The organism is Nocardia sp. NPDC052254 (assembly GCF_040679495.1).
GTDB lineage: Bacteria > Actinomycetota > Actinomycetes > Mycobacteriales > Mycobacteriaceae > Nocardia.
Genome location: NZ_JBFAUW010000001.1, coordinates 514636 through 536126 on the forward strand (window position 1 = coordinate 514636; position 21491 = coordinate 536126).

Annotated in this window: 22 protein-coding genes; 5 read left to right on the forward strand and 17 right to left on the reverse strand. The window is 68.3% G+C overall.

The window, feature by feature from the left end; translation table 11 throughout:
- The first annotated feature begins 141 nt into the window (after positions 1–141).
- Entirely contained in the window at positions 142–912 is a 771-nt protein-coding gene (locus AB0L57_RS02335) for an oxidoreductase (RefSeq protein WP_364955771.1), read from the forward strand.
- 60 nt (positions 913–972) lie between these two features.
- Here the strand turns inward: AB0L57_RS02335 and AB0L57_RS02340 are convergent, their stop codons facing one another.
- Both AB0L57_RS02340 and AB0L57_RS02345 read right to left on the reverse strand, forming a co-directional pair.
- Complete coding sequence (locus AB0L57_RS02340) at positions 973–1872, reverse strand: LysR family transcriptional regulator (RefSeq protein ID WP_364955774.1); 900 nt, start codon at positions 1870–1872, stop codon at positions 973–975.
- Positions 1869–2480 (reverse strand): TetR/AcrR family transcriptional regulator, encoded by a 612-nt coding sequence (locus AB0L57_RS02345; RefSeq protein ID WP_364955777.1) that lies wholly within the window; start codon positions 2478–2480, stop codon positions 1869–1871. Before AB0L57_RS02345 ends, AB0L57_RS02340 begins: the two co-directional genes overlap by 4 nt.
- Positions 2481–2577: 97 nt before the next feature.
- On the opposite strand from AB0L57_RS02345, the gene AB0L57_RS02350 reads away from it, so the two are divergent.
- Positions 2578–3516, forward strand: coding sequence for an NmrA/HSCARG family protein (locus AB0L57_RS02350; RefSeq protein WP_364955780.1), 939 nt, complete (start codon positions 2578–2580; stop codon positions 3514–3516).
- Here the strand turns inward: AB0L57_RS02350 and AB0L57_RS02355 are convergent.
- Positions 3504–4406, reverse strand: coding sequence for a hypothetical protein (locus tag AB0L57_RS02355; RefSeq protein ID WP_364955784.1), 903 nt, complete (start codon positions 4404–4406; stop codon positions 3504–3506). The two genes, AB0L57_RS02350 and AB0L57_RS02355, sit on opposite strands and share 13 nt — an antisense overlap.
- Before the next feature lie 133 nt (positions 4407–4539).
- On the opposite strand from AB0L57_RS02355, the gene AB0L57_RS02360 reads away from it, so the two are divergent.
- Entirely contained in the window at positions 4540–5442 is a 903-nt protein-coding gene (locus tag AB0L57_RS02360) for a class I SAM-dependent methyltransferase (RefSeq protein WP_364955787.1), read from the forward strand.
- On the opposite strand, the gene AB0L57_RS02365 is transcribed toward AB0L57_RS02360, so the two are convergent.
- The 9 genes from AB0L57_RS02365 to AB0L57_RS02405 form a co-directional block, all read right to left on the reverse strand.
- Positions 5420–6313: an alpha/beta hydrolase gene (locus tag AB0L57_RS02365; RefSeq protein WP_364955790.1), complete on the reverse strand. Its 894-nt coding sequence runs from the start codon at positions 6311–6313 to the stop codon at positions 5420–5422. The genes AB0L57_RS02360 and AB0L57_RS02365 overlap by 23 nt on opposite strands.
- 32 nt (positions 6314–6345) lie before the next feature.
- On the reverse strand, positions 6346–6999 hold the full coding sequence (locus AB0L57_RS02370; protein WP_364955793.1) for a TetR/AcrR family transcriptional regulator: 654 nt from the start codon (positions 6997–6999) through the stop codon (positions 6346–6348).
- A gap of 113 nt (positions 7000–7112) precedes the next feature.
- Entirely contained in the window at positions 7113–9032 is a 1920-nt protein-coding gene (locus AB0L57_RS02375; protein WP_364955796.1) for a M3 family metallopeptidase, read from the reverse strand.
- Between the two features lie 9 nt (positions 9033–9041).
- On the reverse strand, positions 9042–9965 hold the full coding sequence (locus AB0L57_RS02380) for an alpha/beta hydrolase (protein ID WP_364955799.1): 924 nt from the start codon (positions 9963–9965) through the stop codon (positions 9042–9044).
- 184 nt (positions 9966–10149) lie between these two features.
- Entirely contained in the window at positions 10150–10914 is a 765-nt protein-coding gene (locus AB0L57_RS02385) for a crotonase/enoyl-CoA hydratase family protein (RefSeq protein ID WP_364955802.1), read from the reverse strand.
- A gap of 46 nt (positions 10915–10960) precedes the next feature.
- Entirely contained in the window at positions 10961–11713 is a 753-nt protein-coding gene (locus tag AB0L57_RS02390) for an SDR family NAD(P)-dependent oxidoreductase (RefSeq protein WP_364955805.1), read from the reverse strand.
- Between the two features lie 12 nt (positions 11714–11725).
- Positions 11726–12556 carry a mycofactocin-coupled SDR family oxidoreductase gene (locus AB0L57_RS02395; protein ID WP_364955808.1) on the reverse strand — a complete coding sequence of 277 codons (831 nt, stop codon included), beginning with the start codon at positions 12554–12556 and terminating at the stop codon, positions 11726–11728.
- Positions 12557–12594: 38 nt separating this feature from the next.
- A complete protein-coding gene (locus AB0L57_RS02400; protein ID WP_364955811.1) occupies positions 12595–13476 on the reverse strand; it encodes a DUF6282 family protein in 882 nt (293 codons plus the stop codon).
- Complete coding sequence (locus AB0L57_RS02405) at positions 13473–14246, reverse strand: SDR family NAD(P)-dependent oxidoreductase (protein WP_364955814.1); 774 nt, start codon at positions 14244–14246, stop codon at positions 13473–13475. Before AB0L57_RS02405 ends, AB0L57_RS02400 begins: the two co-directional genes overlap by 4 nt.
- Before the next feature lie 133 nt (positions 14247–14379).
- Between AB0L57_RS02405 and AB0L57_RS02410 the strand changes: the two genes are divergently transcribed.
- The gene (locus AB0L57_RS02410; protein WP_364955817.1) at positions 14380–15612 is read left to right on the forward strand and encodes a cytochrome P450; all 1233 of its coding nucleotides are present in this window, start codon (positions 14380–14382) and stop codon (positions 15610–15612) included.
- 144 nt (positions 15613–15756) lie between these two features.
- Here AB0L57_RS02410 and AB0L57_RS02415 read toward each other — a convergent pair whose 3' ends face one another.
- From AB0L57_RS02415 to AB0L57_RS02425, 3 genes are all read right to left on the reverse strand, one after another.
- Positions 15757–15957 carry a ferredoxin gene (locus AB0L57_RS02415; protein WP_364955820.1) on the reverse strand — a complete coding sequence of 67 codons (201 nt, stop codon included), beginning with the start codon at positions 15955–15957 and terminating at the stop codon, positions 15757–15759.
- A gap of 90 nt (positions 15958–16047) precedes the next feature.
- Complete coding sequence (locus AB0L57_RS02420) at positions 16048–17487, reverse strand: MFS transporter (protein ID WP_364955823.1); 1440 nt, start codon at positions 17485–17487, stop codon at positions 16048–16050.
- Between the two features lie 64 nt (positions 17488–17551).
- On the reverse strand, positions 17552–18565 hold the full coding sequence (locus AB0L57_RS02425) for an LLM class flavin-dependent oxidoreductase (protein WP_364955826.1): 1014 nt from the start codon (positions 18563–18565) through the stop codon (positions 17552–17554).
- 169 nt (positions 18566–18734) lie between these two features.
- On the opposite strand from AB0L57_RS02425, the gene AB0L57_RS02430 reads away from it, so the two are divergent.
- A complete protein-coding gene (locus AB0L57_RS02430) occupies positions 18735–19862 on the forward strand; it encodes a CoA transferase (protein WP_364955830.1) in 1128 nt (375 codons plus the stop codon).
- Positions 19863–19916: 54 nt separating this feature from the next.
- Here the strand turns inward: AB0L57_RS02430 and AB0L57_RS02435 are convergent, their stop codons facing one another.
- Both AB0L57_RS02435 and AB0L57_RS02440 read right to left on the reverse strand, forming a co-directional pair.
- Positions 19917–20882, reverse strand: a complete 966-nt coding sequence (locus tag AB0L57_RS02435) for an NADPH:quinone oxidoreductase family protein (RefSeq protein ID WP_364955833.1) — start codon at positions 20880–20882, stop codon at positions 19917–19919.
- Between the two features lie 112 nt (positions 20883–20994).
- Positions 20995–21489, reverse strand: a complete 495-nt coding sequence (locus AB0L57_RS02440) for a nuclear transport factor 2 family protein (protein ID WP_364955836.1) — start codon at positions 21487–21489, stop codon at positions 20995–20997.
- Between the last annotated feature and the right edge of the window lie 2 nt (positions 21490–21491).

Below are 21491 nucleotides of genomic sequence, written 5' to 3' on the forward strand. Positions count from 1 at the left end.
GGTCTTTGCCCGTGCGGTTTCCCCGGCTTACGGTGAGATGACTCGACCCGTTGCGCACTGCACCGATCTCCGAGACCTGTTGCAGCGCACTCTATTTCCTTTGTCGAGTGGACACGAAAAGTAACCGAAAGGACCGGTGGCATGACCACTGTCGACAACGGATCCCGCACGCGCGAACTCGCGGGAAAACGAGCCCTGGTGACGGGTGGTTCCCGCGGAATCGGCGCGGGCATCGTCCGCGGTCTCCTCGCGGCCGGCGCGGACGTGCTCACCACGGCCCGGTCGGCCGGGAGCACGGTGCCCGACGGCGCAGGTTTCGTCGCGGCCGACGTGCGGACCCGAGCCGGAGCGCAGGCATTGGCCGAGGCCGCGCACGAGACGCTGGGCGGGGTGGACATCCTGGTTCACAATGCGGGCGGGGCACAGCCGTTCGCGGGCAGCGCCGCCATCCCCGACGACGCGTGGCAGGCCGCGCTGGATCTGAATCTGCTGGCGGCGGTGCGGCTCGACGCCCTGCTGACCCCGAGTATGCGCACACGGGGATCGGGGTCGATCGTGCATATCTCCTCGGCCGCCGTGCCCGCCGCGGTGGGCCCATTCCTGCACTACACGGCAGCCAAGGCGGCGCTCGAGAACTACAGCCGGGGACTGGCCACGGAGCTCGCCCCGGCCGGAATCCGGGTCAATACGGTGTCTCCGGGCCGAACCGCCACGCCCGGCGGCGAAGCGACGCGGGAGCAGTGGGCGCAGATGGATACGACCGGCGGTGGGGCGACCGCCTCCCCTCCGCTGGGGCGCGAGGGCCGGCCCGACGACATCGCCCATGCGGTGCTGTTCCTCGTATCCGACCGGGCCGACTGGCTGACCGGAAGCGGTCTGATCGTCGACGGCGGTGAATTCCCCAAGCGATGACCGGCGGCCCGGCCGGGAGCGACTGCCACCCGTCCCGCCACTGCGAGACGACCGCAGCCCTCACGACACCGGTGAGGCCGGAGCATTGCGGCACCAGTTCTCCCGGCGCAGGAGGTCGAGCAGGGCGGTCTCGGCCGGGCCCGCCCCGGGCCGGACGGCGGCGACCACGGGCTGGGATACGAACGGCGACACCGGCCGCACGAGGTGACACTGATCGTGCGGCACCGCAGAAGCCGGAACGAGCGTCACCCCCAGTCCGTGGGCGGCCCAGCGCACCGCGGTGGCCGTCTGGGAGACCCGCGCGACCGTGGTCGGGGCCAGGCCGTTGCCGGTCAGCACGCCGCCCACCACCTCGTCGAGCGCGCTGTCGTGGTCGAACCGCACCCACGGCTCGCCGGCCAGGTCGTTCAGCTCGATCCGATCCGCGGCGAGCAGCGGGTGCCCTTCGCCGAGGACCGCGACGAATCCCTCGTCGCCGAGGTGGTGGCCGTCGTACAGACCTTCCCCGCACGGCCCGGCCATCAGGGCGAGATCGAGCACTCCCCGGCGGGCCAGCCGCTCGAGCTCGGCAGGGTTCGGTTCCTCGAACACCGTGATCTCGAGCCGGGGGAATCGACTGCGCAACGCACCCAGTGCGCGTGGCAGCTGCCGGGTGCCCAGACCCATCTGCACCGCGACCATCAGCTCACCCACCAGCTCATCGGCACCGGCGCGCGCCGTCGCCCGCGCCCTCCGGGCCGCGCTCACCGCGACCTCCGCGTCCCGCAGGAACGCCCGGCCGAGCACCGTGGGCACCAGTCCCGTCGGCGTGCGGGCGAACAGCGTCACACCGAGTTCGCGCTCCAGGCTGCGGATCTGCTGGGACATCGACGGCTGCGCGACATGTAGTCGCTCCGCGGCCGCCGTCACCGAACCTTCCTCGGCCACGGCGAGGGCGTACTCGAACTGGCGAAGGCTCATCGGTTCCCGTCCTCGGCCGGTACGGCCGATATCGGATCGGGTGCGCACCGCGGACTCACTCCCGCGACGGCCAATCGGAACAGGCGATCGGCGTGCGCGGCGGGATCGGCACAGTGTTCGGTCGCCAGGGCGATACCCACGATCAGCGTGATCAGGTCCGAAACGCTGACCCCCGGTGCGATCGTGCCGTCGCGCGCGGCCCGGCGCAGCAACGGCTCTCCGGCCTCCTCGAGTGCGGCTCCGCAGGTGTTGTCGTGCACCGGGTCGCCTCCCGCGGTGTCGTAGGACAGCGCGACCGCCAGCCCGCGAGCACCGACACAGTAGGCGACGACCTCGCTCAACCAGTCCAGCAGTGCGCTGCGACTGTCCGCGGCATCGGCCGAGTCGCGGGCGCGGGTACACAAAGCGTCGATTCGCTTGCGCGACACCGCTTCCAGCAGTGCGCGGCGGGTCGGGAAGTGACGGCGCACCGTCGCTGAACCGACACCCGCGACGCGCGCGATCTGCTCGAGCGACGCACCGGCGCCATGCGTCGCGACTTCGTCCTCGGCCACGGCGAGAACGCGCGCGTAGTTGCGGCGTGCGTCGGCACGCCGAGGCTCGGACATGGCACGACCTCCAAGGGTTGCTAAACGGCGGGGCCCGCCATATCGTACCTTGAAACAAAAACGGCGGGCCCCGCCACTTAGTGCATCGAGGTGCGATATGTCCGACGATTCCGCTCCCGTTCTGGTCACCGGCGCCACCGGCAGACAGGGCGGCGCCACTGCCCGCGCGTTACTCGCGGCCGGCGTCCGCGTTCGCGCCCTGGTACGCGACCGGGAAACGCCGCGAGCCACGGCCGTCGAAGAACTCGGAGCCGAACTGGTCACCGGCGATCTGCACGACCGCGATTCGGTGCTCCGCGCGGCCGAGGGCGCTCGCGCCGTGTTCTCCGTGCAGATGCCCGGCATCACCGAGGCGGGTTTCGATTTCGACGGCGAGGTGGTCCAGGCAATCAACCTGGTCGAGGCCGCACGAACCGCGGGCGTGCCACAGTTCGTGCACTCCTCGGTGACCGGCGCGGGTCAGCACACCGCCGAACCCGGCTGGGCGCCCGGACGCTGGGGCGTAGAGCCATCACTGACCGCCAAGACCGCGATCCAGGACCGAGTGCGGGCGGCCGGTTTCCCGCACTGGACACTGCTCAAGCCGGGCACCTTCATGGAGAATTTCCTGCCGTCGTTGCGATACATGTTCCCGCGCGGCATCGACGGTGGCCTGGTGAGCATCCTCGCCCCGGGGACTCGCCTGTCGCTGGTCGCGGTGGACGATATAGGCAGCGCCGCCGCCGCGGCCCTGACCGCACCGGAACGCTTCGACGGCGTCGAGCTGGAGCTCGCCGGCGACGTTCTGTCGATGAGCGAGATCGCCGAGGTCCTGTCCCGGGTACTGGGCCGGCACCTGACCGCACCGGAAATGACGGTGGCGCAGGCCGTGGCGGCCGGTATGCCGCCGATGGGCGCCAACCTCGAATGGCTGAACGTCGCCGGACAGCCGGCCCGCCCCCGCTACGCCGCCGATCTCGGCATTCCTCTCACCGGCTTCGAGGAATGGGCGGTGAAATACCTACGGCCCGAGGCGCTCTCGTATCAGCGGAAGTAGGAGGCATAGTCGCCGAACGGCACCTGGCCGCTCGGGGCGGCTTCGATGGCGTCGGCCACCGGCGGTGGAATGGGTGCCCAGTAGGCGGGCATCGCGGCCGCCAGCGACGGCTTCAGAATGTAGATCAGGGCGAAGTTCACGATCCACAGCGGCGGCGCCATCGACATCCCGACCACGGTGCTCACGTCCCCCTTGGTGTTGGTCACCAGTTGCGCGGCGCCCGACATCTGCTGTGCGGCAAAGCCATACGCGGCCTGCACGGTATACGCCGAGCGATACAGCGCTACCAGGGTGTGTGCCGCACCATTGTCGCGCAGCCAGGTACCCACATAGCCGCCGGGCGCGATCAGCGAGTTCACCTGCCGGGTGGGCGCGTCCGCATTCGCGGGACTCTCCAACTGTCCGCCGGGATTCACATACAACCCGTAGCCGGCCAGCACCGACGGCGTGTTCTGGCCGTTCACATCGGAATGGATCGGCCGGCCGACGGTATTGGTGAGAATCTGGACGCACGCGTTGATCACCTCGGCGGCAGTGCGGTCACCGCCGACACCGCCGCCGGTGCTGAGATACTGATACTGCTGGTCCGACAGTGCGTCGGCGGCGGTCAGCCCGATCCGGCCGGCGATCCGATCCGCCTCCGCCTGCCCGATCGGCTGATTGAGCTGTTCCGGACCCGTCAGCTGGATCGGGGCCAGGTATTCGTAGGCCGGCGCCCCCGCGAAGGGCATCGCGAAACCGGTGGCGTCTGCCGCCGGTTCGGCGAGGGCGGTCCGGGTCGTCGCCGGTGCGAGCAGGCACACCCCCAGCAACGCCAGCACCACCATGGATCTGCGGCGGGTTCCCGGTCCGCGTCGATGATTCGCGGCTGTCGATTGTGTGCCGTGCATATGTCGACCTCTCGCAACACAGTGGGATGAGGTAACACAAGCTCCGGCTCAGTCAAACGCCGCGACCGGGCCCTGTCAAGACCGCCGGCGAGTAGCATCTGCGGGAAGTGAGTGGCGATCCGAGGACGAACTCATGACCGCAACCGGCAGCGGGGACACCTCTTTCACCGGGTCGATTCCCGAGATCTACGACGCCTTGCTGGTTCCGATGATCTTCGAGGAACCGGCCCTGCTACTCGCGCGAACGGTGACCTCGACCGACGCCGCCGACATCCTCGAAACCGCCGCCGGGACCGGCGTGCTGACCCGGGCGCTCGCCCGGTCCGGTCGCCACCACATCGTCGCCACCGATCTCAACGAACCCATGCTCACCGCGGCCGCGGCCCGGCCGGGTTCCGCACAGGTGCGATGGCAGGTGGCCGACGCCGGGCAGCTGCCTTTTCCCGACCGCACCTTCGACGTGGTGACCTGCCAATTCGGCGTCATGTTCCTGCCCGACAAGGTCGCCGGATACGCCGAGGCCCTGCGCGTGCTACGGCCGGGCGGCATGTTCGCCTTCAACGTCTGGGACCGCCTCGAGAACAACGCCGTAACCCTGGTCGTCACACAGGCACTGTGCGCCACCGCACCCGACGAGCCGCTCGAGTTCTTCGATCGAAAACCCCACGGCTACTTCGACATCGACCGGATCCGCAGCGAGCTCGAAGCAGCCGGATTCGAACGGATCACCGGCGAATACCTGGACGGCACGAGCCGCACGACAGCCGAGACCGCGGCGATCGCCCTGTGTCAGGGCACCCCGCTCCGTGGCGAGATCGAACGCCACTCGACCCTGGACCTCGAGTGCGCCACCATGATCGCCACCGACGCCCTGCGCAGCCGATTCGGCCGCGAAACCTTCGACGCACCGACCCGGTGGCTGCAGCTGACGGCCTACCGGCCCGATCCGGGAACGGCTCCGGACCGCGGTGACCGATATCGCAGCGGCGAGCTCGGTGCGCGCTGGAACCCGATTACCGGACAGGAACACCGCTGAGCATGTCGTCGATGAAGGCGACGATGTCTTGCGGCTTCTCCTCGGCCATGAAATGGCCGGCGTCGATCGGGCGGTAGGTGGCGCCCGGCGCCCATTTCCGCCACAGGTCGAGTGCGTCGAATCCGAGCTGTGCGCCCCAGTCCTGGGAGAGCACGCGCACGGGCATGGCCAACTGCGCGCCCGCTTTCCGGTCGGCTCGGTCCATCTCGAGGTCGATGCCCGCGCTGGCCCGGTAGTCGGCGACGATGGACGGCACCGCCGCGACCGAACTGTCGATGTAGTGACGGCGTAGCCGCGGAGGGAATGTCGTCCCGCTGGGGTCCCACGCGTCGAGGAACGAGCCGAAGAAATCGTCGGCGACCGCTTCGATCATCCGCTCGGGCAAGCCCTTCGGCTGCGCCATGAGATACAGGTGCCATGCGACCGCCGCGTCCACGCCGTGCAGCACATCCCAGGTGTCCATGGTCGGCAGCACATCGAGAATCCCCAGGTGGGTGATCTTGTCCGGGTGGTCGAGCGCGGCCCGTACGCCAACCAGGGCTCCACGGTCGTGACCGATCAGGGCGAAGCGTTCGTGCCCGATCTCGCGCATCACATCGACGATGTCCTGTGCCATGGATCGCTTCGAATAGGTCTGCGGCCCGGCCTCTTCCGGCTTGTCACTGGCGCCGTAGCCACGCAGGTCGGGCACCACGACCAGATATCGCTGCGCGAGCGCGCGAGCGACGTGCCGCCACATGAGGTGGGTCTGCGGGAAGCCGTGCAGCAGCACGACCGGGTCTCCGCTGCCACCGACCGCGACGTTCAATTCGACGCCACCCGCACCGGGGATCCGTCGATAGTCGAAGCCCTCGATCACCGTGTCCGCCATCAGAGTGCACCTTTCGTTGTCGAGAATCGGGTTCAGGAGAAGATCGCCTGCGTCGGCGGTGTGGTGGACACGCTCGCTCGCAGTGCGGGAATGAGGATGTTGTCGACGAGGTAGGCCAGATACTCCGGCCCGGTGGAAAGACCGTTCAGTCGCCGCAGGAGCAGAACCGACCCGGTGATCTCCTCGAACGGGAACGGTTGCGCGCCCGCCGGTAATTCGCCCCGATCGATGGCCGCGGCCAGTACCCGCGCGGGCAGTTTGGCGCCGGTCGGCCCCGTCGCCTCTTCGATATGCCGGCACAGTTCGGGGTCTTCCAGGCCCGCCTGCAACAGCAACAGGCTCATCGTCGGGTCCGCCGTGCGCATCGTGGTGTCGAGTCGTTCACACAGGGCCAGCAGGTCTGTGCGCAGGGAACCGGTGTCGATGGCGGGTGGGCCACCACCGGACGCGGGACCGGCCTTGACCGCAGCGACGACCATGTCGCGCTTGGTATCCCAGCGCCGATACAACGTCGCCTTCGAGGCTCGCGCCCGGCGGGCGACCGCCTCGAACGTCAGCCCGTCATAACCGGACTCACCCAAAAGCTCCAGCACGCACGCGAGGATCTCCGCCTCACGAACCTGGTCCCGGGGCCGCCCGGAACGCGCATTCGCGCCGGTTTCCACCTCACTATTACGAAACGACACGTTCCGTACCGTATCACAGGCAATGACCCGCGCTCACCCGCGCCGATCGGAAGCTCGGAATCACCGGCACCGAGCCCCCGGGTACGCATGTACTTCCGCGGATTCTGATCCGATTACGGGATCGGAGCATGGTCGAGCCACGCCGCGAACGCGTCGAAGGTGAACGGCCGGCCCAGGAAAGCGGTCACCAGGTCGGCTGCGTCGCGCGAGCCGCCCGGCGCCAGGATCCGGTCGCGATAACGTTGCGCCACAGTGGGATCGAACATATCGCCGGCGTCGAAGGCGGAGAACAGGTCCTTGGCGATCACCTGGCTCCACAGGTAGGTGTAGTACCCGGAGGTGTAGCCCGCGAGATGTCCGAACGAGGTCTGGAAGTGGGTGTCCGGCAGTCCGGCGATCCGGCTGTAGCGGCCCACGGTGTCGAAGACCATCGGACTGTGGTGGACGGGCCGGTCCCGGTGCAGCAGATACGACACCTCGGCATAGCCGACCTGGGTCAGCACCGCGGTTCCCTTGCCGAAGTCCTTCGCCGCCCGCATCCGCTCCACCAGTTCGGCGGGGATGGGCCCTCCGGCTTCGTCCACGGCGAAGGTCCGCAGAACTGTTGCGTCCCACGCCCATTCCTCGAGCATCTGGGACGGTGCCTCGACGAAATCCCACTCGGTGGCGACTCCGGAGAAGCGCGCCCACTCCTGCCGGCCGCCGAGCACATGATGGATCAGATGCCCGAATTCGTGGAACAGCGTGACCACATGCTGATGTTCCATCAGGCCCCGGGAGAAGTTGCACACCAGCACACCCTCGGGCAGCAGGCGGCCGGTGATGCCGCCGACGAGGTCGAACTGCGCGGCGTGCTTGTATTTGCCCTCGCGCGGATGCAGATCGAGATAGATCCGCCCACGTCGTTCACCTTCGGTGTAGACGTCGTAGACGGCAACGTCGTCGTGCCAGCGCGGTACGTCCACGGGTCGGTACTCGAGGCCGAACAGCCGGCCGGTGACCTCGAGCAGACCGGCACGCACTCGCTGGAAGTCGAAGTAGCGCCGTACTTCCCGCGCGTCGACGTCATACTGTTCGCGCCGGACCAGTTCGGTGTAGTAACCGACCTCGGAACGGTCGATGGCCGTCGCGGCGGGGTCGTCCTCGCGGCGCCGGGTGAGCAGCGTATCGAGATCGCGACGGCCCGCGGCCTCGGCGGCGGTGGCGATGCGCTCGATGAAATCGGCGATCGCAGGACCACTGCCGATCATTTTGACGTCGGCGTCGTAATCGGGCCAGCCGCTGTAGCCGAGCAACCGGGCCTTCTCGTCGCGCAGGTCGAGCATCTCGTGCAGGACGGCGTCGTTCGCCGGCCAGCCACGTGACTCGAATTCGACGGTGAGATCGCGGCGGGCGGCGGCGTCGCGGGCGTAGGTGCGCAAGGGCAGGTAGTCCGGATAGTCGGTGGTGACCGCCACCAGTCCGTCCTCGGCGGGGGGATGCTCGGCGACGAAGTCGGCGGGCATCCCGTCGAGCTGTTCCGGGGTGAGCCGCACGGTGCGTACGTCTTCGCGGATCGTGCGCCCGAATTCCTGCTCGAGCACCGTGAGCCGCTCGGAGATCGCACGCAGCCGGGCCCTGGTCGGCTCGTCACGATCCACACCGCTGCGCCGGAAATCACGCAGGACGTGCGCACGCATGCGCAGTGCCGTCTCATCGCACCCCGCCGGGTCGGTCACCGCGACGATGTCGTGCAGCGCGCGGTCGAGATCACGATCGGTCGTCGCGCGGTCGACGTCGCGGTGCAGATCGTCGGCGATCTGCCGCACATCGGGATCGGGGTGGACTTCGCCGAACAGATGGGCGGCGGAACTCGCACCGCGCAGTGCGATATCGGCGTCGTTCCACAGTCCGAGCACGTCGGCGGTGTTCCGGGTGGTGCCGTCTTTCAGTGCGTCCAGCGTCCGTGCCGCGGTCGCGAGCCTGTCTCGCACATGATCGTCGAGCCAATCCCGCCAACGCGCCGACGGCAGTTCCAATGGTTCACGACTCATGCCCCGACTCTAACGGCCACCCAGGGTCGTCTTCAGCCACTGCCGCGAACGCGCGTGATAGTCCCGGGCGACCTCCACTCCCGGCGCCCAGCTCTCGAAACCGTGCGGAGCCCCCGGCACCACATCGACCTCGACCTCGACGCCGGCGGTACGCAACCGCTGCGCGTACGCGAGATCCTCCGCATGGAACAGATCGATCTCCCCCACCCCGATCCAGGTCGGCGGCTGGCCGGCGAGCTCGTCACACCGTGCCGCCACCGCGAACTCCGGCACCGGCGAATTCCCCGGCTCCGCACCGAGATAGCCGCGCCAGCCGTGCCGGTTCTCGCGATTGCTCCAGGCGAAATGCCGCACCGCGTCCAGATCCTCGCGCACCGCGGTGCGGTCGTCGAGCATCGGCGCGCTCAACCACAGGGCCACCGGCCGTGCACTGCGGGAGGACACCAGCCGCTGGCTCAGGCAGGCGGCCAGGCCGCCACCCGCGCTCTGCCCGCCCAGGGCCACCCGCGCCGGATCGGCGCCGAAGCGGGCGGCGTTGCGCTGCAACCACATCCAGGCGATCCAGCAGTCGTCCAGCGGGAGCGGGAACGGATGTTCCGGTGCGAGACGATAGTCCACGGAGACAACCGTGAGCCCCAGGTCCCGGGCTGTGGTGGCACAGAAGGTGTCGTCCATGGCGGGGCTGCCCAGGACGAAGCCACCACCGTGGATCCACAGCAGTGCGGCGTCGGTCAGCGGCTCGACCGGCCGGTAGACGCGCAGCGGGACCCCGCCCGCGGCGAGATTGTCGATGTGGACGCCGGATACGCGGCGCGCGGGGCGATGCGCGGCGCCCAGCCGCACCAGTCGCAGCGCCCAGCGGTGTCCGATCGGCAGGGGCGGCAGCAGACGTACCGGTCCGCGAAGTTCCGGCGCCACCAGGGACAGATCCATGACCAACTCCTCGTCGTTCCCGGTATCGCACAGGCACCGAGACCGGTGCCCGCACGCTACCGCGCCGGGGCGCCGCGCCGGGGCGATTCGATCCTCGACCGGTCCGGCGGTGCGCACGCCCCGAATCCCTCGCCACCGCGCGCGGGCCGCGACGCCGAGTACGACGTGTCAGGCAGGTCGGCCCTCACTCACCCCGCCAGCGTGGCGGACGCTTCTCGGCGAAGGCGAGAGCGCCTTCGCGCGCGTCGGCCGAGGTGAATATCGGACCGGTGATCGCCCGCTGCCGCTCGAACATCTCGTGCGGCGACCAATCCGCGCTCTCGTGCACGATCTGCTTCGATGCCCGGACCGCCAGCGGCCCGTTGGCCGCGATCGACCGGGCCATCCCGAGCGCCGCGTCGAGTGCTTTCCCCTCGTCGGCAAGACGATTCACCAAACCGAGGTCGAAAGCACGCTCGGCATCGAGGAGATCACCGGTCAACGCCAGCTCGAGCGCCACCGCCTGCGGGATCCGGCGCGGCAGCCGCATCAGTCCGCCGGCGGCCGCCACCAGTCCGCGTTTGACCTCCGGGATGCCGAATCGCGCTGTGCGCGCGGCCACTACGAGGTCGGCGGCGAGCACGGCCTCGCAGCCGCCCGCCAGCGCGTAGCCTTCGACGGCGGCGATCAGCGGCTTCTCCGGTGGCGCTTCGACCAGGCCGAGGAACCCCCGCCCGGCGATCACGGGAGACTCGCCGCGCACGAACGCCTTCAGATCCATACCCGCGCAGAACGTCCCACCGGCGCCGGTGAGAATGCCGACCGCGAGATCGGCCCGGGCGTCGAGCTCGGCCATCGCCGCGGCGACTCCCTCGGAGACGGCGAGGTTCACCGCATTGCGCGCGGCCGGCCGATTCAAGGTGACGACGAGGATGCCGTCGTGTTCGGCGACCAGTACCTCATCACTCATCGCCGACACCGTGCCCTTCGTTCGAGTTTCATATCGGTCCTCCGGTTCACCGTGCGGTGAGCCCGCCGTCGGCCGTGACGACCGAGCCGGTCATGTACGACGATTCGGCGGACAGCAGGAAGGCGATCACCCCGGCCATCTCGTCCGGTTCGGCGCGACGTCCGAGCGGGGTCGCCGCCACCGCGTTGCTCGTGACGCCTTCCTCTTCACGGGCACGGCGGGCGAGCGGAGTGTCCACCACACCCGGGCACAGGCAGTTCGCCCGGACACCGCGATCGGCGTAACCCACCGCGATCGAACGGGTCAGGCCGACCACACCGCTCTTCGACGCGTCGTAACCACAGGTATTGGTGTTGGCCGAGACCAGCGATGCCACCGATCCGATGGTCACGACGCTGGAATCGTCCGCCGCCAGCAGATGCGGCAGAGCGGCCCGGACCGCGAGGAACGTGCCGGTGAGGTTGACCGCGATCACCGAGGTCCAGTCGGCCACCGACATCTCGTGCGGCAGACCCGAGCGAGCGATACCGGCACAGGTCAGCACGCCGTCCAGGCCGCCGAGTTCGCGCGCCGCGGCAGCCACCGCGGCATCGACCGAGCCTTCTTGTGTGACATCACATTCCGATGACATCGCATTGCCGAGTTCGGACGCCAGCCGCTGCGCGGCCCCGGCATCGAGGTCGGCGATCGCCACCGCGGCGCCCTCGGCGGACAGTCGCCGGGCCGCGGCCGCGCCGATCCCGCCCGCTCCCCCGGTGATCAGAATGCGCCGGCCGCTCAGTCGTTTTCCGGATTCCATCGTCATCTCCGTTCAGCCGATCCGGCGGCCACAGTCGACCGGAAGGGATACGCCGGTCACGAATCGCGCCTCGTCGGAGGCGAGGTACAGCACGGCATTGCTGATGTCGATCGCCTCGACCCAACCCTGTCCGAGCACATCCCCGCCGCGGGCCCGCGCGCGCAGATCCTCCGGTGTCGGGTTCTCCAGGTCGGGGCAGAACACCCGGAGCGTGGAGTCGCTGAACAGCATGTCCGTGGCGACATTGCCCGGATGGACGGCGTTGACGCGAATCTGATGCGGACCCAATTCCGCCGACAGCGTCTTCATCAATCCCACGACCCCGCTCTTGGAGGCGTTGTAGTGCGCGACGTTCGCCGCGCCCACCATCGTGACCACCGAGCTGGTGAGGATAACCGAACCGCCACGTCCGGCCGAGATCAGGTGCGGCACGGTGGCTTTCACCGTGCGCCACACCCCGGTCATATTGATGTCGACCATGTCGTGCCACTCGGCATCGGTCAGCTCGACCGTCGGGCGGCAGCCGCAGACACCCGCGTTGGCGCTCACGATGTCGATGCCACCGAGAGTGTCGACGGCGTCCGCGGCAACCTGGTCCAGACCGGCCTGATCGCGCACATCGACCTGGCGGGCCAGCACCCGGCGGCCGAGATCGCGTACCAGTTTCTCGGTTTCGCGCAGATCGGCCACCGTGGCCATCGGGTATTCGAGCGAGGGCACGTCCGAACACGAGTCCACGGCGACGATGTCGGCGCCCTCCTGTGCGAGCCGCACCGCGTGCGCCCTGCCCTGACCTCGTGCCGCACCGGTGATGAAGGCGACCTTGCCGTCCACCCGTCCCATTCGCAAACCTCCGTCTTTCTCGGTCGAAACCTGTGTGCTCAGTCCAGATTCAGCAGCCGCGCGGGGACCGTGCCCGCCATCAGCCGCAGCTCGCGCTCATCGACGCCCGCGTCCCAGAGCGCGTTGACATATCCCTGCAGACCTGCCGCCGGATGGGGCAGGGTGTCGGTCCAGCCGTAGTCGGTGGACACGATCGACCGCTGCGGCCCGATCCGGCCGATGGCGGCGATGACATCGGCGAACGTCGACGGCTTGCCCATGCAGGTGTGCGCCGCGAACTCGATCACGGCGCCGAGGTCGGCCAGCTCCACGACCTGATCGATGGACAAACCCGGCCCGGCGCTCGCGTGCATCGCGTGGGTGACGATCAGGTTCCCGCGCCCGCAGAACGCCCGCGCCACCGCGTAGTGTTCGTCGGTCGTGATGTGACCGGTGGCCAGTACCGCATCATGCGCGGCGACGAGGTCCATGATCTGACGGACCTCGGGGACCAGCGTCCCGTCCGCCCCGAGCACCGGAATACCCTGTGGCACACCGAATGCCGCCTCAACCGCACGCGGACTGTTCGACGCCGACGACAATGTCGGCAGCCAGATCACGCGCGCCCCGGCACGCAGTGCCGTCTCGACGGCCTGTGGATTCAGCCCGCCGACCGGGTGGTCGCAACACATTCCGGCAATCGACAACACGCCCGGCACCGCCTTGTTCGCCAGGTCGGCGACCGCGGTGGAGGGAAACTCGTGCGCCTTGAGCACGATCGCCCGCATCCCACCGGCCGCCGCTTCCTGGGCGGCCTGGATCGGGTCCACCGCATGCGGATGTTTGGCGAGTTTCTCGACCAGTGGCTCCGGACCGAAGTGGCAGTGCATGTCGATCGCGCCGTCGAACAGGATCGGCGCCGCACCCGACTCACGGGTCATTCGGCGGTGACACCTCCGTCGGCGAGGATCGCCTGACCGGTGACATACGAGGCGTCCGGGGACGCGAGGAATGCGACCACCGAGGCGATCTCCTCCGGTTCGCCGTAGCGGCCCAGCGGCACACTCAGCGGTTTCGACGGATTGCGCACCGTCCCGCCGGTCGGCACGATCGCCGCGGTATTGCTGCTCAGATTCGTCTTGACCGCGCCCGGGCACACGCTGTTGACCCGGATGCCGAGCGGTGCGTATTCGACCGCCAGCGTCTGGGTGAGCATCTTGACCCCGCCCTTGGATGCCCGATAGGGCGCGAGCCCGCCTTGTGTCGCGACGAACGACGAGGTCGAGCCGCAGGTGACGATCGCGCCGCCACCGCGGCGCAGCAGCGACGGCAGCGCGGCCTGGATCGTGAAGAACGTGCCGCTCAGGTTGATGTCGAGCACACTGCGCCAATCCTGTTCGGACAGTTCGTGACTGTCGATCCGCGCTCCCGACACCCCGGCTCCGGTGAACACCACCCCGATCTCGCCGAACTTCTCGACGGCCTGGTCCACGACCGCGCACATCCGCTCTCGGTCGCGCACATCCGCCTCGTAGGCGGCAGCGCGCCCGCCGGCCTGCCGAATGCCCTCGGCGGTGTCCTCGGCGGCCGCGAGGTGCAGGTCGACGACCGCAACCGCCGCGCCCTCCGCGGCCAGCCGCCGCGCGGACGCGGCTCCGATTCCCGAACCACCACCGGTCACCACGGCGTTGTGGTCTTCGAGCCTGCGCATACCCAGTCTCCCAAAGTCGGCCTATTTGATTCGAATCATGCACATGATTACCCCGAAAGTCAATGATTGATTTGGATCACATTCATGCTAATAATTCGCATAAGTAGCAGTGTGACTCGACGAGGAGATGCCCATGCCAGAGGTGGCCGAAAATTCCGGTGCCGCACGCGATCTCGGTGGATGCCCGGTGTTCCACACCGATTATCGGGTCGAACGCCCGGCCCTGGAGACGCACCGACTGCTCAACGCCGACCGGGAAGCCGCGCGGTTCGCCTGGAACGACTCCACCGAGGAGGGATTCTGGGTCCTGAACCGGTTCGCCGATGTGCGCGAAGCGCTGCAGCGCGACGGTGACTTCACCAACGACCAGGTCAGCTCCCTGCACCGCTCACCGGCGGGAATGTTGCTGCCGGAGAACCTCAATCAGCCCGAGCACGCCGAAATGCGACGCATCCTCAATCCGTTCTTCGCCCCGAAACTCGTGCGGCGGATCGCCGATCTGGCACAGGAGCGTGCCACCGCCCTGGTCGAGGAGATCGCCCCGCGCGGCACCGAGGACATGGCGACCGGCTTCGGCATGACCTACCCGACCGAGCTGTTCCTGGCACTGCTCGGCCTGCCCGTCGAGGACGGGCCCACCTTCCAGCCCTGGGTGGAAGGCCAGTTCACCGGCTTCTTCGACAAGTCGCCGCAGGCGCAGCGAATCGCCGCGCAGACTCGCCGGGAACTCGATGCCTACTTCGCCGCGGCGATCGCCGACCGCCGGGCCAACCCCGGCGATCCCGCGACCGATCTGGTGACCCGTCTGGTCACGGCGGAATTCCAGGGTGCCCCCATCCCCGACGAGATGATCCTGACCATCTGCATGACCATCATGGCGGCCGGGCTCGACACCACCCGCAGCGCGCTCGGTTACACCTTCCTGCACATGGCCACCCATCCGCAGGACCGGCAGCGACTGCTCGACGAGCCCGAACTGTGGCCGAATGCGATCGAGGAGATCATCCGGCTCTACGGCCTGATCATCCAGGACGGACGCGAAGCGGCACACGACATGGACTTCCACGGGCTGCCGATCCGGCAGGGCGATCTGGTGTGGCTCGGCCTGGCGGCGGCCAACCAGGACCCGCGCGTGTTCGAGGATCCGCACGTCTTCGACCCGGACCGTCCGAATCTCCAGCAGCACTTGGGTTTCGGTGCCGGTTACCACCGCTGCCTGGGCATGCATCTGGCGCGTGCGGAACTGGTGGTCGCGCTCACGGAGTGGCATCGGCAGATCCCGCACTACCGGATCGCCGAGGGAGCCGACCTGCGCGAGCGCGGCAGCCAGCTGCGGTTGCAGCACCTGCCCCTGGTCTGGGACTGACCGCGGAGCACACCCCGGACCTGCGATCGGCCCGGCGTCCTCACGACGAGGATGCCGGGCCGATCTGTTCCTCGGACACCCGCAGCACAGCCAGGCGTGCGTCGGTTGCAGCGACCACACGGTTGTGCGCGGCGCCTCGGTGAACTACGAATCGCGCACGGTGATGGCGGTTTCGGGGCAGGCGTCGGCAGCCGCCTCGGCCTGGCCGGTCAGTCCTTCGGGGACCTCCCAGCTGGTGCCACGCTCGGCGACGAACCCTTCGTCGTCGTCGGTCAGCAGTGCCTCGGCCATCGCGTAGCAGCGGCCGTGCCCCATGCACCGGTCCTTGGCTATCGAGATGATCATGTCGTCCTCCTTGCCTGTGATGTGTACGCGCCTCGGCGCGGCCCACAACTGCCGTGGACCACGCCGAGGGGTGTCGAATATCGGTCCGGCTCAGGCAGTCTCGTCCGCGGGCACATTCGTCGAGCGCACGAATGCGACCAGCAGGAAGCCGACCACCGCGATGCCGACGCCGATGAACCAGCCCAACTGGAAACTGTGTTCGGACGGAACCGTGTGGTGTCCCACCTTGATGACCGATGCCGTGAGAATGCCGGTGATCGCCGCACTACCGATCGAGCTGCCCAGCGGGCCGGCGATCTGGCCCATACCCGCCGCGGTGGAGACCTGATCGGGATGCAGCGCCTTGATGAAGGTCATATAGGCGCTGGCGACGGCCATGCCATACGACAGACCGACGATGATCGGCCACGCCCACAGCTGCCATTCGGCACTGTGCGCGACCGCCATGAGCAGCATGCCGAGGGCGAACCCGCCGAAGGCCACCATCGACACCGTGCGAGCCGGGACCAGCCTGCTCAGCCGATCGGTCACGGCACTGCCGACGACGATACCGATGCAGTACACCAGCATCACCAGACCGCTGCGCAGCCCGTCGTAGCCGAAGCCGAAGCCCGCCGACGGCGGCACTTCGGTGAACGCCGGAATGGTGAAATTGATGACCCAGGTGGACATTCCGGCCAGGAAGAAGACCACCCAGCCGCGCAGGAAGTTGAGGTTGCGCAGCGCGCGGGTATTCACCAGCGGTTGTGCCACCCGCTCCTCGACGAGCCACCAGACGACGGCCACGACGACACCGAGAATGAGCGGCAGCAGCGTCTTCGGTGAGGACCATCCCCACTTCGATCCCATACTCAGCGGCACCAGGATCAGTGCGAGGGCCACGGTCAGCAGGATTCCGCCGATCCAGTCGACCTTCGCATCGGCGAGACCCTCATGCTTCGGGATCCCGATGAATGTACCGATGACACCGATGACTCCGAGCGCCGCGATGACACCGAGAATGATTCGCCAGTTCACATCCACGGTGTCGGCGAGCAGTCCGCCGACGGCGAAGGAAACACCGGCCGCGACACCTTCGGCAGCCGCGATCCACGCCAGCACCACGGTCAGCGACCGGCCGGACAGGTTGGACCGCGCCATGAACAGCGCCAGCGCGATGGCGCCGAGGGTGAAACCGCCGATGAACCGGCCGATCAGCAGCACCGTCATATTCGGCGCCACGGCAGCGAGGAAACAGCCGAAGGCCAGCAGTCCCATGGTGGTCAGCGCGACGACCCGCTGTCCGAACAATTTCGCCATCGGGGGGAGCAGGGCGGTGCCGATCGCGCCGCCGAGCGTGCCGATGATCACGACCCAATTGAGCAGGCCGCCGGTGGCCCCGAGATCGGGACCGATCTGACCGAGCAGTTTGAGTGGGACGGTTGTCACCAGGGTGGCCAGGATGACGAAATAGCCGATCATCACGACCAGGCCGCGTGGCATCGCGGCCGGCACCTCACTGCGGTTGGAATCCGTTGCAGTACTGGTCATCTTGCCTCTTCATTGAGTCGAACGAGAATCCGCCCGGGTGCGGGCGGGTGAGAATGTGGCGGCGCTATCGGCCGGCCGGGGCGCGGTACCCCCGCGCGACGAGTTCGGGAAGAACCTCGGTTTCGAACAGTCGAAGGCTGCGCCGGCCCGCATCGAGGGGCAGGCCGCCCATCAGCGGCTGGAACACCAGTTCGGCGTCGGGCCCCAGTTTTTCGCAGAGTTCGACACACTCGTCCGGTGTGACCACCCTGATGTTCGGGTCCTTCTGCAGATCGGCCAGCCCCGCGGCGGCCTGATAGGCGGTGGTGCCCACTCCGCGCTCCCGGGCCCAGGCGGCATTGGAGTTGGTGGTGTAGAGCACGTGCGGGGCGACGATGTCCCAGTCTCGGGTGGGATTGTCGGAGACGAACAGGAACAGCGGGCCGAGCGTGGGCGCCTGCGGCGGAACCGGTTTGCCGAGCCGTTGCCGTTCGGCGGCATAGATCGCGTACAGCCGGTCCTTGTCGGCACCGGCGGGACGGTAGCCGTCACCGATACGTGCCGCGCGGACGGCCGAGGCGTCGGCCGAGCCGCCGATATACAGCGGTGGCCCCTGTGGACGGGCGGGACGGGGGCGGACCTGTACCCGCTCGCCGCGGAAGTCGAATTCCTCGCCGGTCCACGCCTGCCGCAGAATCTCGACGGTCTCCTCGAGGATCGGCGCACGCCGGCGACGCTCGACACCGAACATCCGGTATTCGACATCCCGGTATCCGATGCCCGCTGTCACCTCCACCCGACCGCCGCCGATCAGATCCAGCGTGGCGAGGTCCTCGGCCAGCCGCAGCGGATGATGCAGGACCGCGATCAGCGCCGACAGATGCACGGTCAATCGGCGGGTGCGGGCGAGGATCGCCGATCCGAGCACCATCGGCGCGGCGCAGTACCCGTCGTCGGCGCCGTGATGCTCGGCCAGGTACACCGTCTCGAATCCCAGCTCGTCGGCCCATTCGGCGTGATCGAGTGCGGCGGCGTACTGGTCGGGGCTGCCCACACCGATGTCGGGTGCGCGCATGTCGTAGCGCAGAGCCAGCTTCACGTCACAGTCCCTCATTTCCTGTCGGCGCCGAACGTGTCCCACGCCACTCTCAAAACCAGTAGAACCATAGCAACCATGCGCATGAATGTGTAGGGTTTCTTTTGATTTGCCGGCCGACCGCGCCATTGCCGCGAAACGAGCCGCGAGCACGACGTGTGAAAGGGAAACGATGACGGCCACAACACCAGGAGCCCTGTCCGGGATCCGGATCGTCGACTTCAGCCGGGTACTGGCAGGCCCCTACGCGACCATGCTGCTCTCGGACTTCGGTGCGGACGTGACCCGGCTGGAACGCCCGAACGTCGGCGACGACACTCGCGGCTGGGGACCGCCATGGTACGAGGGCGAGTCCACTTACTTCCTGGGGCTCAATCGGAACAAGCGATCCATCGCCTTCGACCTCACCGATGAGGCCGACCGCGCGATGGCCCACGAGCTGATCGCGCAGGCCGATGTCGTCGTGGAGAATTTCCGGCCGGGCACGCTGGAGCGCTACGGATTCGGCTACGAGCAGCTCGCGGCCGACCACCCCGCGCTGGTGTATTGCTCGGTGACCGGGTTCGGCTCGGACAAGGGCGCGCACCTGCCCGGCTACGACCTGATCGCCCAGGCGACCGGCGGGCTGATGAGTATCACCGGCCATCCGGAGACCGGACCGGCCAAGGTCGGCGTCGCGATGGTCGACGCCATCACCGGACTACACGCCGCACTCGGCATCCAGACCGCGCTGATCCATCGGCTGCGCACCGGCGAAGGACAGCGGGTCGAGGTCAATCTGCTGTCCTCGGCACTGGCATCGCTGACCAATCAGGTGTCCGGCCACATCCTCACCGGCAACGTGCCGAAGCTGATGGGCAACGCGCACCCCAGCGTCGCCCCCTATCAGCCGGTGAACACCGCCGATCGACCGCTGGCGATCGCCGCCGCCAACGACAAACAGTTCGGCGCACTGTGTCACGCTGTGGGCCGTGCCGACCTGATCGAGGATCCGCGCTTTCGCACCAATACCGATCGCGTCGCCCATTGCGACGAGCTGATCGAGCAGTTGGAGGACGTCTTCCGCACCCAGGGCGCGGACCACTGGTTCGCCGTCCTCGTCGACGCGGGCGTACCCGCCGGGCCGATCAACGACATCGGCCAAGCCGTCGCCTTCGCCGAGAACCTGGGACTGTCGCCGGTGGTCTTGCCGACCGACGAACCAGAGGGCACCGGAATTGCTCAGGTACGCAATCCGATTCGGTTGTCGCGGACCCCGGCCACCTACCGGACCAATCCCCCGAAACTGCCTACTCGCTGATTCGAGGGGCGGGTCCGGTAACCGGACCCGCCCCTCGATCGGTTGCCGGCAACCTCAGCTCAGGTCCAGCACCAGTTTGCCGATCGAGGTGCGCGTGCCCAAGTCCCCGAGTGCCGAGCCGGCCTCGGCCAGCGGCCGTAGTTCAGGCTCGGCGATCCGGAGTCGCTCGTCGGCGAGCATCGGATACAGCTCGTCCCACTGCGCCCGGATGTGGTGCGTGCGGTTGCGCAGGAATTCTCCCCAGGCCGCGCCCAGTACGCCGGTGTTGTTCAGCAGCAATCGGTTGACCTTCACCTCGGGTATCGATCCGCCCGTGAAGCCGAGAACGATGATCCGTCCTTCGGTGGACAGGCACCGCAGGCTGTCGGTGAAGCGATCACCACCGACCGGATCGATGACCACGTCGACGCCCGTGCCATCGGTGTACGCCCGCACATCTGCCAGCCAATTGTCAACGGCAACCACATGATCGGCCCCGGCTTCGATCGCGGCGCGGCCCTTGGCTTGCGTACTGACCACCGCGATCGTGCGCAACCCCAGCGCCCGGCACAGCGCCAGCGCCGCCTGCCCGAGCCCACCGGCCGCGCCGTGCACGAGAACGAGTTCCCCCACCTGGACCCGGGCTCGGCGGAGCAACGCGAAATGCGCGGTCAGATGATTCATCGGCATCCCCGCCGCGGCCGCGAAGCCGATATTGTCCGGAAGCGGGAGCACTCGTCGTGGGTCGCCGGCCACCACCTGCTGCCAGGCACCGTCGGTCGTCAGAACCGCCACCCGCGCTCCGGGCTCGAAGCCGCTGCCCTCCGGTGCGCAACGCACCGTGCCGGCTGCCTCCACCCCCGGAACGAACGGCAGGGCCCGCGTGGTCTGGTAGCGCCCCTGGGTCTGCAACAGATCCGGATAGGACACGCCCGCGGCCCGCACGTCGACGATCACCCGGTCGGCCGCGGCCGGTTCGGGCAGCTCCGTCACTCGCAGCCCGCGGGGACCGATCGCCTCGCTCAGTACCAATGCACGCATCGGATTTCCTTTCCGGCACACGGCATCTCGCGCACCGCGATCGACAACGAGCTTCTATGCGACCGGGCCGGTGCTCCATGGAGCCCCGGCCCGGGATGTGCTGTGGCGTGGGTCAGTTCGCCTCGGGATCCTGCTGCCAGCCGGTGACCAGGTCGGTGCTCACGTCCACCGCCATATTCATTTCCGCGAACAGCGGTGCCGGGCCGGCGATGTCCACGACGGCGTCGTAGCGGCCCCAGCCGATCACCGAACGTGCGCTCCCGCGCCCGGTGAACAGGAACTGCGACTGCACTCGGACTCTCGGCTCACCGAGCCACGTGGTGCGCGTGTTGGCGACGAAATGCCGTTTGTTCGACGGATCGGCGGCGAACGCCCATTCGAAGAACTGCCGGATCTCAGCGGTACCGCGGGCCTGCCGCGATGGCGTGCTCAGTACCGCATCAGCGGCGAAGAGCGCGGTCACCGTGTCCGGGTGCGGATCGTCGAGCACCCGTGCGTAGGCATGGATGTGATCGCGGGCGGTCTCCGCGGCCTCCAGCCTGCGCACTCGCTCCCGCAGCGCGGTCATTTCGTCGTTCACCGGGTGTTGTCCTGTGGACTCGGTCATAT

What these genes read in the sequence shown, in the direction of transcription:
- AB0L57_RS02360 (WP_364955787.1), top strand. Translation starts at nt 4,540, where the DNA reads ATGACCGCAACCGGCAGCGGGGACACCTCTTTCACCGGGTCGATTCCC.
- AB0L57_RS02345 (WP_364955777.1), bottom strand. Translation starts at nt 2,480, where the DNA reads ATGTCCGAGCCTCGGCGTGCCGACGCACGCCGCAACTACGCGCGCGTT.
- AB0L57_RS02335 (WP_364955771.1), top strand. Translation starts at nt 142, where the DNA reads ATGACCACTGTCGACAACGGATCCCGCACGCGCGAACTCGCGGGAAAA.
- AB0L57_RS02350 (WP_364955780.1), top strand. Translation starts at nt 2,578, where the DNA reads ATGTCCGACGATTCCGCTCCCGTTCTGGTCACCGGCGCCACCGGCAGA.
- AB0L57_RS02410 (WP_364955817.1), top strand. Translation starts at nt 14,380, where the DNA reads ATGCCAGAGGTGGCCGAAAATTCCGGTGCCGCACGCGATCTCGGTGGA.
- AB0L57_RS02340 (WP_364955774.1), bottom strand. Translation starts at nt 1,872, where the DNA reads ATGAGCCTTCGCCAGTTCGAGTACGCCCTCGCCGTGGCCGAGGAAGGT.
- AB0L57_RS02390 (WP_364955805.1), bottom strand. Translation starts at nt 11,713, where the DNA reads ATGGAATCCGGAAAACGACTGAGCGGCCGGCGCATTCTGATCACCGGG.
- AB0L57_RS02380 (WP_364955799.1), bottom strand. Translation starts at nt 9,965, where the DNA reads ATGGATCTGTCCCTGGTGGCGCCGGAACTTCGCGGACCGGTACGTCTG.
- AB0L57_RS02430 (WP_364955830.1), top strand. Translation starts at nt 18,735, where the DNA reads ATGACGGCCACAACACCAGGAGCCCTGTCCGGGATCCGGATCGTCGAC.
- AB0L57_RS02385 (WP_364955802.1), bottom strand. Translation starts at nt 10,914, where the DNA reads ATGAGTGATGAGGTACTGGTCGCCGAACACGACGGCATCCTCGTCGTC.
- AB0L57_RS02435 (WP_364955833.1), bottom strand. Translation starts at nt 20,882, where the DNA reads ATGCGTGCATTGGTACTGAGCGAGGCGATCGGTCCCCGCGGGCTGCGA.
- AB0L57_RS02365 (WP_364955790.1), bottom strand. Translation starts at nt 6,313, where the DNA reads ATGGCGGACACGGTGATCGAGGGCTTCGACTATCGACGGATCCCCGGT.
- AB0L57_RS02400 (WP_364955811.1), bottom strand. Translation starts at nt 13,476, where the DNA reads ATGACCCGTGAGTCGGGTGCGGCGCCGATCCTGTTCGACGGCGCGATC.
- AB0L57_RS02355 (WP_364955784.1), bottom strand. Translation starts at nt 4,406, where the DNA reads ATGCACGGCACACAATCGACAGCCGCGAATCATCGACGCGGACCGGGA.
- AB0L57_RS02420 (WP_364955823.1), bottom strand. Translation starts at nt 17,487, where the DNA reads ATGACCAGTACTGCAACGGATTCCAACCGCAGTGAGGTGCCGGCCGCG.
- AB0L57_RS02395 (WP_364955808.1), bottom strand. Translation starts at nt 12,556, where the DNA reads ATGGGACGGGTGGACGGCAAGGTCGCCTTCATCACCGGTGCGGCACGA.
- AB0L57_RS02375 (WP_364955796.1), bottom strand. Translation starts at nt 9,032, where the DNA reads ATGAGTCGTGAACCATTGGAACTGCCGTCGGCGCGTTGGCGGGATTGG.
- AB0L57_RS02415 (WP_364955820.1), bottom strand. Translation starts at nt 15,957, where the DNA reads ATGATCATCTCGATAGCCAAGGACCGGTGCATGGGGCACGGCCGCTGC.
- AB0L57_RS02405 (WP_364955814.1), bottom strand. Translation starts at nt 14,246, where the DNA reads ATGCGCAGGCTCGAAGACCACAACGCCGTGGTGACCGGTGGTGGTTCG.
- AB0L57_RS02440 (WP_364955836.1), bottom strand. Translation starts at nt 21,489, where the DNA reads ATGACCGAGTCCACAGGACAACACCCGGTGAACGACGAAATGACCGCG.